At 60.0% G+C, this 13,233-nt stretch carries 12 protein-coding genes and 2 tRNA genes; 8 read left to right on the plus strand and 6 right to left on the minus strand.

The window, feature by feature from the left end:
- Position 1: 1 nt before the first annotated feature.
- The 5 genes from ACIOYV_RS29705 to ACIOYV_RS29725 all read left to right on the plus strand — a co-directional run bounded on the left by ACIOYV_RS29705 (position 2) and on the right by ACIOYV_RS29725 (position 3,435).
- Positions 2 to 628, plus strand: a complete 627-nt coding sequence (locus ACIOYV_RS29705; protein ID WP_008154887.1) for a DUF1780 domain-containing protein — start codon at positions 2 to 4, stop codon at positions 626 to 628.
- Positions 625 to 1,152: an MOSC domain-containing protein gene (locus ACIOYV_RS29710; protein WP_401329574.1), complete on the plus strand. Its 528-nt coding sequence runs from the start codon at positions 625 to 627 to the stop codon at positions 1,150 to 1,152. Before ACIOYV_RS29705 ends, ACIOYV_RS29710 begins: the two co-directional genes overlap by 4 nt.
- A gap of 54 nt (positions 1,153 to 1,206) precedes the next feature.
- Positions 1,207 to 1,380, plus strand: a complete 174-nt coding sequence (locus ACIOYV_RS29715; protein ID WP_054051322.1) for a DUF3094 family protein — start codon at positions 1,207 to 1,209, stop codon at positions 1,378 to 1,380.
- Between the two features lie 60 nt (positions 1,381 to 1,440).
- On the plus strand, positions 1,441 to 2,739 hold the full coding sequence (locus ACIOYV_RS29720) for an NAD(P)/FAD-dependent oxidoreductase (RefSeq protein ID WP_054051324.1): 1,299 nt from the start codon (positions 1,441 to 1,443) through the stop codon (positions 2,737 to 2,739).
- 297 nt (positions 2,740 to 3,036) lie between these two features.
- Positions 3,037 to 3,435: a hypothetical protein gene (locus tag ACIOYV_RS29725; protein WP_054616655.1), complete on the plus strand. Its 399-nt coding sequence runs from the start codon at positions 3,037 to 3,039 to the stop codon at positions 3,433 to 3,435.
- 64 nt (positions 3,436 to 3,499) lie between these two features.
- Here the strand turns inward: ACIOYV_RS29725 and ACIOYV_RS29730 are convergent, their stop codons facing one another.
- The 6 genes from ACIOYV_RS29730 to rluD all read right to left on the minus strand — a co-directional run bounded on the left by ACIOYV_RS29730 (position 3,500) and on the right by rluD (position 10,120).
- Positions 3,500 to 5,125 carry a methyl-accepting chemotaxis protein gene (locus ACIOYV_RS29730; protein WP_265040964.1) on the minus strand — a complete coding sequence of 542 codons (1,626 nt, stop codon included), beginning with the start codon at positions 5,123 to 5,125 and terminating at the stop codon, positions 3,500 to 3,502.
- 154 nt (positions 5,126 to 5,279) lie between these two features.
- Positions 5,280 to 5,356: transfer RNA gene (locus tag ACIOYV_RS29735), tRNA-Pro, on the minus strand.
- 9 nt (positions 5,357 to 5,365) lie between these two features.
- Positions 5,366 to 5,441, minus strand: a tRNA-Asn gene (locus tag ACIOYV_RS29740).
- A 298-nt stretch (positions 5,442 to 5,739) separates the two neighbouring features.
- On the minus strand, positions 5,740 to 8,304 hold the full coding sequence (clpB, locus tag ACIOYV_RS29745; RefSeq protein WP_054051331.1) for an ATP-dependent chaperone ClpB: 2,565 nt from the start codon (positions 8,302 to 8,304) through the stop codon (positions 5,740 to 5,742).
- A 131-nt stretch (positions 8,305 to 8,435) separates the two neighbouring features.
- Positions 8,436 to 9,161 (minus strand): peptidoglycan editing factor PgeF, encoded by a 726-nt coding sequence (gene pgeF / locus ACIOYV_RS29750; protein WP_054616657.1) that lies wholly within the window; start codon positions 9,159 to 9,161, stop codon positions 8,436 to 8,438.
- Positions 9,158 to 10,120, minus strand: coding sequence for a 23S rRNA pseudouridine(1911/1915/1917) synthase RluD (gene rluD / locus ACIOYV_RS29755; RefSeq protein WP_054051336.1), 963 nt, complete (start codon positions 10,118 to 10,120; stop codon positions 9,158 to 9,160). Before rluD ends, pgeF begins: the two co-directional genes overlap by 4 nt.
- 151 nt (positions 10,121 to 10,271) lie before the next feature.
- Between rluD and ACIOYV_RS29760 the strand changes: the two genes are divergently transcribed.
- The 3 genes from ACIOYV_RS29760 to ACIOYV_RS29770 all read left to right on the plus strand — a co-directional run bounded on the left by ACIOYV_RS29760 (position 10,272) and on the right by ACIOYV_RS29770 (position 13,232).
- Positions 10,272 to 11,294 carry an outer membrane protein assembly factor BamD gene (locus tag ACIOYV_RS29760; protein WP_163911753.1) on the plus strand — a complete coding sequence of 341 codons (1,023 nt, stop codon included), beginning with the start codon at positions 10,272 to 10,274 and terminating at the stop codon, positions 11,292 to 11,294.
- 125 nt (positions 11,295 to 11,419) lie between these two features.
- The gene (locus ACIOYV_RS29765) at positions 11,420 to 11,653 is read left to right on the plus strand and encodes a PP0621 family protein (protein WP_054051339.1); all 234 of its coding nucleotides are present in this window, start codon (positions 11,420 to 11,422) and stop codon (positions 11,651 to 11,653) included.
- Positions 11,643 to 13,232 (plus strand): sensor histidine kinase, encoded by a 1,590-nt coding sequence (locus tag ACIOYV_RS29770; protein ID WP_401329619.1) that lies wholly within the window; start codon positions 11,643 to 11,645, stop codon positions 13,230 to 13,232. Before ACIOYV_RS29765 ends, ACIOYV_RS29770 begins: the two co-directional genes overlap by 11 nt.
- Position 13,233: the final 1 nt, after the last annotated feature.

Genomic DNA, 13,233 nt, shown 5'->3' on the forward strand with positions numbered 1-13,233 from the left:
TATGGATGACTCAGATTATTTACGCCTGCTGACCATCGCGGCCGAGCAAGCCAACGCGTTCCTGTCCAATGCCCGCAAATGGGAGCGTGAGCGTTGGGTCTGCCAGCGCCTGCTGCAAGGCCTGAACATTCCCTATCGCGCCGACGAATTCGCCCCCGCCGGTGAGCCGCCGGACGTGCTGTTTCGCGATGCCAGTTTCGAGGTGTTCTTCGTGCTCGACGAAGGCCGACGCCTCAACGACGAATGGCGCGACGAACTGCAACGCCGACGCAGCGCGTTTTCCCTCAGTTCGCTGGTGCGCCGCGAGGCCAAGCCCCGGCGCATTCCGGCCAATGAATTCCTGCTGAGACTGGCGCCGACCTTGCGCAAAAAAGCTCACAACTACAAAGAACGCGGCATGGACCTGGGTGAACTGGACATCATTGCCTTCGCCAGCCTCAAGCGCGAAGTGCTGGACCTCAATAGCCACTTCCCACCACCCACCGAATACCTGCGCCAGGGCTGGCGCTCTTTGTCACTGGTCGGGCCGACATTCGCCCGCGTGCTGTTCGCCCATCCGGACGCGCCGGATTTCCTGCGCAGCAACCTCGGACGCAGCATCGTCTTCGACGTCGGGATCAGCCTGTGAGCCCATTGCAGGAATTGATTGCCGAAGTCCCGCAAATCGGCCGCGTGCGCTGGATCGGCGTACGCCCGGCGTCGCATGAACCGATGATTGAACTGGACGTCGTGGAAGCGCGCCTTGAGGCCGGTTTGACCGGCGACAAGGCCCGCCCCGGCGTACGCAATGCCCGGCAGGTGACGTTGATTCAGTGGGAACACCTGGCGGTGATCAGTTCGCTGATGGGCCGCCCGGACGATCAACCGGTGCTGCCAAATGACCTGAGGCGCAACATCGTCGTCAGTGGTATCAACTTGTTCAGCCTCAAGGGCCGGCGCTTCAAGATTGGCCAGGCGATTTTCGAAACCACGGGCTGGTGCCAACCGTGCGCACGCCTGCAAAACAACCTCGGCCCCGGGACTTTTCAAGCGGTTCGCGGCCATGGCGGAATCACTGCCCGAGTGTTACAAAGTGGAATCATTCGACTGGACGACACGGTGAGCGTCGAGCCTGTCCCCGACAGCGGCTATGCTCCGTTCAACGTTCGTTAAATCAGCCTGTAGCTTCTACACATTCAGCAACGTCTACCCCTGACGAGGCCCAATATGACCAGCCGCCTGAACCCAGACGACCAGAAGCATGTCGAAGAGTACCTGCACTTGTCCCAACACCGAGTCGAGCGCCGGCCTTTCCGGCCGTGGATGCTCCTGGTGCTGGTGCTGGCAGTGACCATTGGTTTGGGCTTGCTGAGCCGCCTTATCGGTTACCTGACGCTATGAGCTGCCTCGCGCTCGCTCGGGTAATCGCACCGATTTCTTTTAGCCTTGCGAGATATCCCCATGACTCATCGTATTGTCATCGTTGGCGGCGGCGCCGGCGGTCTGGAGTTGGCTACCCGTCTGGGTAAGACTCTGGGCAAGCGTGGCACGGCCAGTGTGATGCTGGTCGACGCGAACCTGACCCACATCTGGAAACCGCTGTTGCACGAAGTGGCGGCCGGGTCGCTGAACTCTTCCGAAGACGAACTCAACTATGTAGCCCAGGCGAAATGGAACCACTTCGAGTTCCAGCTGGGGCGCATGAGCGGGCTTGATCGCGCACAGAAAAAAATCCAGTTGGCCGCCACGTATGACGAAGCCGGCATTGAACTGGTCCCGGCGCGTGAAGTGGGCTACGACTCGCTGGTGATCGCGGTCGGCAGCACCACTAACGATTTCGGCACTCAGGGCGCGGCGCAACACTGCCTGTTCCTCGACACCCGCAAACAGGCCGAGCGTTTCCACCAGCAACTGCTCAACCACTACCTGCGCGCGCATGCAGGGCAAACCGATGTGGTGGAACAGATCAGCGTGGCCATCGTCGGCGCCGGTGCCACCGGCGTCGAGCTGGCGGCAGAACTGCACAACGCTGCGCATGAACTGGCGGCCTACGGTCTGGACCGGATCAAACCGGAAAACATGCACATCACCCTGATCGAAGCCGGGCCACGGGTACTGCCAGCCCTGCCGGAACGGATCGGCGGGCCTGTGCATAAAACCCTGGAGAAACTCGGGGTCAACGTGATGACCAACGCGGCGGTCAGCGAAGTCACGGCCGAAAGCCTGATCACCGCCGACGGCAAAGTGATCAACGCCAGCCTGAAAGTCTGGGCCGCCGGGATTCGTGCACCGGGTTTCCTCAAGGACATCGATGGCCTGGAAACCAACCGCATCAATCAACTGCAAGTGCTGCCAACCCTGCAAACCACCCGCGACGAGAACATCTTCGCCTTCGGTGACTGCGCCGCCTGCCCGCAACCGGGCACCGACCGCAACGTACCGCCACGTGCCCAGGCTGCGCATCAACAGGCGTCGTTACTGGCCAAATCCCTGAAGTTGCGGATCGAAGGCAAGGCGTTGCCGGAATACAAATACACCGACTACGGTTCGCTGATCTCGCTGTCGCGTTTTTCGGCTGTGGGTAACTTGATGGGCAACCTTACCGGCAGTGTGATGCTGGAAGGCTGGCTGGCGCGGATGTTTTACGTGTCGCTGTACCGGATGCACCAGATGGCGCTGTATGGAGCGTTCCGCACGGCGATGTTGATGCTGGGTAGCAAGATTGGGCGAGGGACCGAGCCGCGACTCAAGCTGCACTAAGATTTTCGGCGGCTGTCAGCGCCTCTTCGCGGGCAAGCCTCGCTCCTACAAGGTCATCATCAACCTGTAGGAGCGAGGCTTGCCCGCGAATGAGGCGCCTCGGTCTACGTATCTCACTGTATCCCGCCCCACGATTTTGCCCCTTCGCTTACAAACTCCCCCTTGCACGACACAGTAGCGATACACCCGCCCGGCTAAATGGCCACACCCGAGCAAGGCACCGCCTGCTTCGGTTAACGCCGCACTACGCGGCATCCTTTATCGAGCGGTTGTGTCGTGCAACCCAGGAGATTTCAAATGTCCCGTACTACTAAAAACACTATCGGTCTGCTCGGCGCTGTTTTGGCCGGTGGCATGATGTTGACTGGTTCCGTATTCGCGGCCCAGCCACTGACCCAAGGCTACCTGCTGGCATCGGCCGAGCAAACGGTGAAAACCCCTGAAGGCAAGTGTGGTGAAGGCAAATGCGGCGATGCGTCGATGGCCAAGACCGACACCGATGGCGACGGCAAAGTATCCCGTGCCGAATTCCAGGCTGTCGCACCAAAGTCCAACTTCGACAAGATCGACACCAACCATGACGGCTTCATCGACGAGCAAGAGGCTTACAACAACGTGAAAGCCAACTTCGAAGCCAACGGCAAGAAAATGCCAAAAGGCCTGTTCGAACACCTGAAAGACCAAGACGGCGCCTAAGCCTCAGAACAAACAAGCCGCGCATCCCTCGACGGGAAGCGCGGCTTTTTTGCGTCTCGCGGATTTACACGCGGAAGCGTTGCACCATGCCCTGCAGGGCATTGGCCAGTTTTGACAGCTCATGGCTGGAGGCGCTGGTCTGATCGGCACCGGCGGCGGAGCGTACCGACAGGTCGCGGATATTCACCAGGTTGCGATCAACTTCCCGCGCCACTTGCGCCTGTTCTTCGGCGGCGCTGGCGATCACCAGGTTGCGCTCATGAATCTCATGCACCGACGCGGTGATGGTCTGCAAGGCCTCGCCGGCGCGCTCGGCCAGAACCAGTGTGCTGGCAGCCCGGGAAGCGCTGGCTTGCATGGAATCCAGCGCCAGGGTCGAGCCGCTGCGCATGCCCTGGACCATCTGTTCAATTTCCTGGGTCGATTGCTGGGTGCGGTGGGCCAGCGCCCGCACTTCGTCGGCCACCACCGCAAAACCGCGACCACTCTCCCCCGCCCGCGCCGCTTCAATCGCAGCGTTGAGCGCCAACAGGTTGGTTTGCTCGGCGATGGCGCGAATCACGTCCAGCACCTTGCCGATGTCCTGGGATTGATTGGCCAGGGACTGCACCAACTCACCGGTGTGCTGCACGTCGCTGGCAAGGGCGCTGATCGCGCTGGCGGTTTCGCTGACGCGTTCCTGGCCCAGGTGCGCCGATTCGCTTGACTGACGCGTAGCGTCGGACGTAGACACCGCGTTGCGTGCGACTTCCTCCACGGCGGTGGTCATCTCGTTGACCGCCGTGGCCGCTTGTTCAATTTCGTTGTTCTGCTGTTGCAGACCCTGGGTGCTGTCGAGGGTGACCGCGTTCAATTCATCGGCCGCCGTGGCCAGTTGGGTGGCCGAGCCGCTGATGCCTTGCAGGGTTTCACGCAAGTTCTGCTGCATGGTCGCCAGCGCCTTGAGCAACCGGCTGACTTCATCGCTGCCGTGGGTTTCGATCGGGTTGGTCAGATCGCCCCGGGCCACGTTCTCGGCGGCGTTTACCGCTTCATTCAAGGGACGCACGATGCTGCGGGTCAGCAACATCGCCAGGCCGACGGTGGCCAGCGCCGCCAGGCCGATGAACAGGCTGACGATGGTGCGCGAGGTTTCGTAGTGCGCCGCGGACTTTTGGCTTTCGGCGGCGACTTGTTTGGCGAAAAGGTCCGCCAAGTCATTCAGCTGTTTGCCGGAGCCATCGACCACGGTCTTCATGTCCACCAGCAGCAGCTTGGTCAGCTCATCGCGACGGCCCTGCTCGGCCAAGGTGAACGATTGAGCGATACCTGAGCGGTAAGCGGCGAAGGTGCTCTTGAACTGGTCATACAACTGCTTGCCTTCAGCGGTGTTGACCAGTTTGTCGTAGGCAGCAATCTTGTCGCTCAGCTCCTTGTCCCGGGTGTCCATCTGGCTACGGTACTGAGGGATGTTCTTCGGATCCTGATCCAGGGCCATGCGCAGGGAGATGGTGCGGATGCGCAGCATGATCTCGCGGATTTCATCGCCGCCACGGATGCTCGGCAACCATTGGCTTTCAACCGCCACCTCGCTGTCTCGAATGCTCGACATCTGCCCCAGTGCGAACACTCCGAGCAACGCCACCAGCACCGCAATCAGGGCAAAACCCAGTGCCGCACGGGGGGCAATATTCAGCTGACGAAGCAACATAACGAGCGCCTTTTGTTTTTATGGCTGGAAATGGACGCGCTGTATGCGCCCCGTTCGCTCGTTATCGGCAAGTTGTATGATGACTTGAAGCGGGATTGCACTTTTTCGAAGACAAAAAAAATCCCCGTATCTTTCGATACGAGGATTTTTAATATGGTCGGGGTAAGGGGATTCGAACTCCTGACATCCTGCTCCCAAAGCAGGCGCGCTACCGGACTGCGCTATACCCCGGTTTGAAATTGGCTCCGTGACCAGGACTCGAACCTGGGACCCAATGATTAACAGTCATTTGCTCTACCGACTGAGCTATCACGGAACTACATATTTCAATTTACAACGGTGAAGCTTGCTGCATCTCTTCGACCCGTTCGCATCGCTGCGTTCGTGTGTCTGAGGCGCGCTATTCTACAATCTTAAGCACCTCTGTCAACCCCCTAAATTGCATTCAAGTTAATGATTTGCAACTTATTTCAGATTTCCGCTTGGGGAGCAGAAACCCTTCCGGGTGACTTACTGCGGGGCGCACTTTACAAGCCTTTTCCTTTGAGTTCAACAGCCTGGCGAAAAAAAGGCCTCGCAATGCGAGGCCTTCTTTATTTCACTGGCATTACGCCTCAGTCAAAAACGATTTCGTCGTTTTCCACACGGCCGACAGCGGTCTCGCCCGGCATGAATCGCCCGGACAGAATCAGCTGCGCCAGCGGGTTCTCGATCCAGCGCTGGATCGCTCGTTTGAGCGGCCGTGCGCCATAGACCGGGTCGTAGCCGACGGCGATCAACTTATCCATCGCCTCAGGGCTGAGCTCCAGTTTCAGCTCGCGCTCGGTCAGGCGACTGCGCAGGCGACCCAACTGGATCTCGGTGATGCCGGCGATCTGATCCCGGGCCAGCGGCTCGAAGATCACCACTTCGTCGACCCGGTTGATGAACTCCGGCCGGAAGTGCGTGGAAATCGCATCCATCACTGCTGCACGTTGCGCTTCACGATCACCCACCAGTTCCTGGATCTGCACCGAACCGAGGTTGGAGGTCATGACAATCACGGTGTTCTTGAAATCCACCGTGCGGCCATGACTGTCGGTCAACCGGCCATCTTCCAGCACTTGCAGCAAGATGTTGAACACATCCGGGTGGGCCTTCTCGACCTCGTCCAGGAGGATCACCGAATAAGGCTTGCGACGCACCGCCTCGGTCAGGTAACCGCCCTCTTCATAGCCTACGTAGCCTGGTGGCGCGCCGATCAGTCGTGCCACGGAATGTTTCTCCATGAACTCGGACATGTCGATGCGAATCATCGCCTCCTCAGTATCGAAGAGGAATTCAGCCAGCGCCTTGCACAGCTCGGTTTTACCGACACCGGTAGGGCCGAGGAACATGAACGAACCGCTCGGGCGATTCGGGTCGGACAACCCGGCGCGAGAACGCCGCACCGCGTTGGAAACCGCGATCACCGCTTCGTTCTGGCCGATCACACGCTGGTGCAACAGGCTTTCCATCTTCATCAGCTTGTCGCGCTCGCCTTCGAGCATTTTTGATACAGGGATGCCGGTCCATTTCGACACGACTTCCGCGATCTCTTCTTCAGTCACCTTGCTACGCAGCAACTGGTTCTCGCTTTTGCCGTGCTGGTCGACCATTTGCAGGCTGCGCTCCAGGTCCGGGATGATCCCGTATTGCAGCTCGGCCATGCGGTTCAGGTCGCCTTTGCGGCGTGCGGCTTCCAGTTCCTGACGGGACTGTTCGATTTTCTGCTGGATCTGTGCCGAACCCTGGACTTCGGCTTTCTCCGAATTCCAGATTTCCTCAAGGTCCGAATATTCACGTTCAAGGCGAACGATTTCTTCCTGGAGTTTTTCCAGGCGTTTCTTCGCCGCGTCGTCGCTTTCTTTCTTCAGCGCCTGGGATTCCACCTTCAACTGGATCAACCGACGCTCCAGACGATCAAGCACTTCCGGCTTGGAGTCGATCTCCATGCGGATGCGGCTGGCGGCTTCGTCGATCAGGTCGATGGCCTTGTCCGGCAACTGACGGTCGGTGATGTAGCGATGGCTGAGTTTGGCCGCCGCGATAATCGCCCCGTCGGTGATCGCCACTTTGTGGTGAACCTCATAACGCTCTTTGAGGCCACGCAGGATCGCGATGGTGTCTTCTTCGCTCGGCTCTTCCACCAGCACTTTCTGGAAGCGCCGCTCGAGGGCCGCATCCTTCTCTATATATTGGCGGTACTCGTTGAGCGTGGTTGCGCCAACGCAGTGCAGTTCGCCGCGCGCCAATGCCGGCTTGAGCATGTTGCCGGCGTCCATCGAGCCTTCGCCTTTACCGGCGCCGACCATGGTGTGCAGTTCGTCGATGAACAGAATGATCTGCCCTTCCTGCTTCGACAGCTCATTTAGCAGGGATTTGAGGCGTTCTTCGAACTCACCGCGATACTTGGCACCGGCAATCAGCGAGCCCATGTCCAGGGACAACAAGCGCTTGCCCTTGAGGCCGTCCGGCACTTCGCCATTGATGATGCGCTGGGCCAGGCCTTCGGCGATGGCGGTTTTACCCACGCCAGGCTCACCGATCAGCACCGGGTTGTTCTTGGTACGGCGTTGCAGGACCTGAATGGTCCGGCGAATTTCATCGTCACGGCCGATCACCGGATCGAGCTTGCCTTCTTCGGCACGCTTGGTCAGGTCGACGGTGTATTTATCCAGAGCCTGACGCGACTCTTCGTGGTTGGCGTCGTTGACCGCTTCGCCGCCACGCAGGTTGTTGATCGCGTTTTCCAGGGCTTTCTTGCTCACGCCCTGGCCGAGCAACAGCTTGCCGAGTTTGCTGTTGTCGTCCATGGCGGCGAGCAACACCAGCTCGCTGGAGATAAATTGATCACCCTTCTGCTGGGCCAGGCGATCGGCCTGATTGAGCAGACGCGCCAGATCCTGCGACATGTTGACGTCGCCGGTCGGGTTCTGGATTTTCGGCAGTTGATCGAGCTCTTTGGTCAGCTCTTTGCGCAGGCTGTTGACGTCAAAGCCGACTTGCATCAGCAGGGGTTTGATCGAACCACCCTGCTGTTCAAGCATCGCTTGCATCAAGTGCGCCGGTTCAATGCCCGGATGATCGAGGCCGACGGCCAGGGATTGGGCGTCGGAGAGGGCTAACTGCAATTTGCTGGTTAAACGGTCTATACGCATGGGTCACCTTCCTTTTGAGCAGGCCGGACCTAAGAAACCATCCTGAATGAAGAAACCTGCCAGATACCGTTATAGATGCGGTCGATTCTGGGAGTTTCAAGCGTCGTGACGTTGATGCAGGTCAGCTAATTCTAGCGTTCGAGCCAGATCAGGGAGGCAAACCGACCGGTGCGCGGACTGCGGCGGTAAGAAAAGAAGCGAGGATCGGTCACGGTGCAGAAACCGCCACCATAAACAGCGGTGACACCACGGGCCGCAAGGCGTAAACGCGCCAGCTCATAGATGTCGGCCATGAACTTGCCGGCGTTCTGGCTTGGGACGAAGGCTTTGGCCGCTTCAGGCAGTTGCTGAATGAAGACTTCCCGTACTTCAGGGCCGACTTCGAAGGCTTGCGGGCCGATGGCCGGGCCGAGCCAGACCAATACGTCTTCCGGCGCTACAGCCAAAGTGTCGAGAGTCGCCTCCAGCACACCCGCCGCCAACCCACGCCAACCGGCATGAGCCGCCGCAACGCGAGTGCCGGCACGGTCGCAAAACAATGCGGGCAGGCAGTCGGCAGTCATCGCCGCGCAGGCGATGCCGGGGGTTTGCGTCCAACTGGCGTCGGCCGTGACGACCTGACTCGGGTCTGCGTGAGCCACGACAATGCCGTGAACCTGTTGCAGCCAGGCCGGTTGAATAGCGAAATGATCGGTGAGGCGGCGGCGATTTTCGGCCACGGCTTCAGGACTGTCATCGACGTGATCGCCGAGGTTGAGGCTGTCGAACGGCGCCAGACTGACGCCGCCCGCACGGGTGGTAACGCAGGCTTTCACCCCGGCAGGCGCAGGCCAGTCGGGAATCAGCCAGTCACTCATCCGATGAACGCCTCACGGTCTTGCTTGAGCAGGGTCAGCAACCAGACGAAATCGTCCGGCAGTGGCGATTCCCAGCTCATGCGCTTACCGGTGGTCGGATGATCCAGCTCCAGGAACCGTGCGTGCAGTGCCTGACGCGGGAACGCCTTCAACGATTCGACCATGGTCACACTGGCTGCCGGCGGAATGCGGAAACGACCGCCGTAGGCAGGATCTCCGACCAACGGGTAGTTGATGTGGGCCATGTGCACGCGAATCTGGTGCGTACGACCGGTTTCCAGCTTCACCCGCACATGCGTGTGGGAGCGGAAACGCTCGAGCACGCGATAGTGGCTGACGGCTTGCTTGCCACCTTCCATCACCGCCATGCGCTGGCGCTGCTGGCCGTGACGACCGATCGGCGCGTTGATCTTGCCACCGGCCGTTACCACACCAATCACGATGCACTCGTAGATCCGGCTGACGCTGCGGCTCTGCAACTGTGTAACCAGTTGCGTCTGCGCTTGAATGGTCTTGGCCACCACCATCAGACCGGTGGTGTCCTTGTCCAGGCGATGCACGATACCGGCGCGGGGCACATTGACGATGTCCGGCACGTGGTGCAGCAAGGCGTTGAGCAAGGTCCCATCAGCATGGCCGGCAGCCGGATGCACCACCAGGCCCGCAGGCTTGTTGATCACCAGGATGTCGTCGTCTTCGTAGACGATGTCCAGCTCGATGTCCTGAGCGATCCATTCGCCCTGAGCTTCCTGCTCGGCAGTGAGTTCAAGAATGGCACCACCATGAACGATGTCTCGCGGGCGGATAACCGCCCCATCCACAGTCAGGCGGCCGTCTTTGATCCAGGCGGAAAGGCGCGAGCGCGAGTGCTCAGCGAATAATTGTGCGGCGACTTGATCGAGGCGTTGGCCGCCCAATTCGGACGGCACCTCTGCGCGAAGTTCAATTTTATCGGACATGCTCAGACTAGGCGTCGGCACAGCCTTTGGTTTCGGCTGCGCGCTTGTGGTTAAATACGGCGTCTTTTGCCCCGAGGCTATTCAACGGGGCGCTCATCATAACAGGACGGCCCCGCCCAAGACAGCGGCCGTCATAGGGACGCAAGCCGCCATGCAAGTGAAACACCTGCTGCTGATCGCCATCCTCGCATTGACCGCTGCTTGCTCATCGAAGGAAGTCGTCGACGAAAACCTGAGCGAGGTCGAGCTGTACCAGCAGGCTCAGACCGATCTGGACAACAATAGCTACACCGCCGCCACAGCCAAGCTGAAGGCGCTGGAGTCGCGTTATCCGTTCGGGCGCTATGCTGATCAGGCTCAACTCGAGCTCATCTACGCCAACTACAAGAACGCCGAGCCTGAGGCTGCCAAGTCTGCCGCTGAGCGTTTCATTCGTTTGCACCCACAGCATCCGAACGTGGATTACGCGTATTACCTCAAAGGTCTGACCTCCTTCGACCAGGACGTCGGCCTGCTGGCGCGCTTCCTGCCGCTGGACATGACCAAGCGTGACCCGGGCGCTGCCCGCGACTCGTACAACGAGTTCGCCCAGCTGACCAGCCGCTACCCGAACAGCCGCTACTCGCCGGATGCCAAGCAGCGCATGATTTATCTGCGCAACCTGCTGGCCTCCTACGAGATTCACGTCGCCGACTACTACCTGACCCGTCAGGCTTACGTCGCCGCCGCGAACCGTGGTCGTTATGTAGTGGAAAACTTCCAGGAAACCCCATCGGTCGGTGACGGCCTGGCGGTGATGGTCGAGTCCTACCAGCGTCTGCACCTGGACGAACTGGCCGAAACCAGCCTCGAAACCCTGAAGCTCAACTACCCGAACCACCCAAGCCTGGTGGACGGTCAGTTCCGGCCGTCGGTCGACGAAGCGGACAACCGTTCGTGGCTGAGCAAGGCCACCCTGGGCCTGATCGAATCCAGCCCGCCGCTGCCACCGGGTGAAACCCGCGCCAACCAAGACGTGCAGAAGCAGTTCCAGGACGCGAAAGACGCGATTCCGAACGATCTCAAGCCTAAAGACGAAAACGGCGACGTGATCGAGGAAGAGCAACACGAAGCGGAAGGCAACAACGGCGACCGTTCGTGGTTCAGCTACATGACCTTTGGTGTGTTCGACTAACCCCACAGGCTGTGCAAAAAGGGAGACTCTTGAGTCTCCCTTTTTTATTTCAGCGATTTATTACGCTGTGCGCCTGACATGTCCTTGGCTAAACTGCCTGATCATCATTCGAAAAGCAGCCCACCATGGTTCGTTTACTGTTCTGGATCGCCCTGATTGCCGCAGCGGTATGGTTTTGGCGCAAGTTCAAGGGATCCGCTTCCACGCCTCGCCCCAATGCCGAGCTGGATGCGGCGCCGATGGTGCGCTGCGCCCACTGTGGTGTGCACCTGCCGCGCGACCGTGCGCTGAACCTTCAACAACAGTGGTATTGCAGCCAGGCTCACCTTGAGCAAGGCCCGGGCTCCAGTGATCGCTGAGGCTTCCAGCCCCGGCAGCAAACAGGCCCAGCGACTGCTGCGCCTTTATCATCTTTACCGTTTAAGCGTCGGCATCACCCTGGTGCTGTTGATCTCCAGCAACATGGACAACCAGTTGCTGACGTTCGCCAATAACGATCTGCTGCGCAGTGGCAGCTGGTTGTACTTGGTGCTGAATATCCTGTTGGTGGTGTTCCTGGAGAACACCCGGCGCCCGGCGCAGTTGTTCAGCCTGACGCTGGTCGACGTCTTGCTGCTGTGCGGCCTGTTCTATGCCGCCGGCGGTGTGGCCAGCGCCATTGGCAACTTGCTGATTGTGTCGGTGGCCATCGGCAACACCCTGCTGCGCGGGCGTATCGGCCTGTTGATTGCGGCGGTCGCGGCCCTTGGCATTGTCGGCTTGAGCTTCCTGCTGAGCTTCACCCGCCCCACCAGCCCCAGCGACTACCTGCAAGCCGGCACCCTCGGCGCGCTGTGCTTTGCCGCGGCGTTGTTGGTGCAAGGTTTGATTCGACGCCTGGAGGTCAGCGAACACCTCGCCGAGCAGCGGGCCAGTGAAGTGGTCAGCCTCGAAGCCCTCAACGCCTTGATCCTGCAACGCATGCGCACCGGGATTCTGGTGCTCGATGAGCAGCGGCGGGTGCAACTGGCTAACCACAGCGCCCTGTCACTGCTGGGCCAGGAGCGTCTCGAAGGCCAGCTGATCGATGAATACTCGCCGACCCTGGTCGAGCGCCTGCAACTGTGGCTCAACAACCCGACCTTGCGCCCGCAGAGCCTGAAGATCGCCCGCTCCGGCCTGGAGCTGCAGCCGAGCTTCATCGCCCTGGACCAGAGCCCGCACCATCAGACCCTGATCTTTCTCGAAGACCTCGCCCAGATCGCCCAGCAGGCGCAGCAATTGAAACTCGCTGCCCTGGGTCGCCTGACAGCCGGGATCGCCCACGAGATCCGTAATCCGCTAGGCGCCGTTAGTCATGCCGCGCAGCTGCTGCTGGAATCCGAGGAACTGAACGGCGCGGATCGGCGTCTGACCCAGATTATCCAAGACCACTCTCAGCGAATGAATCGGGTTATCGAAAACGTCCTGCAACTGTCCCGCCGCCAGCAAACCGCACCGCAACGGCTCGATCTGAAGCCGTGGCTCGAGCAATACGTCGCTGAAACCCGCGAGGCCGCGACCGAAGGCCAGCAAATTCACCTGCGCATCGGCATGGGCCACTTCACGACGCTGATGGACCCGAATCAACTGACGCAGATTCTCGACAACTTGTTGCGTAATGCCTGGCGTCACAGTGGCTCGGTCCATGAAACGGCCGAGGTCTGGCTGGAGCTGTTTGTCGACGCCGACAGTCAGCTGCCAGTCCTCGAAGTGCTGGACAACGGCCCCGGCGTGGCGCCGGACCAGCAGGCGCACTTGTTCGAACCCTTCTTCACCACCAGTAGCCAGGGCACTGGCCTGGGGCTTTATCTGTCCCGTGAGCTGTGCGAAAGCAACCAGGCCCGCCTAGACTTCAAACCACGCCAAGGCGGCGGCTGCTTTCGCATCACCTTTGCACACGGACGGAAACAAAGTTGAA

The organism is Pseudomonas sp. NPDC087342 (assembly GCF_044744265.1).
Lineage (GTDB): Bacteria > Pseudomonadota > Gammaproteobacteria > Pseudomonadales > Pseudomonadaceae > Aquipseudomonas > Aquipseudomonas nunensis.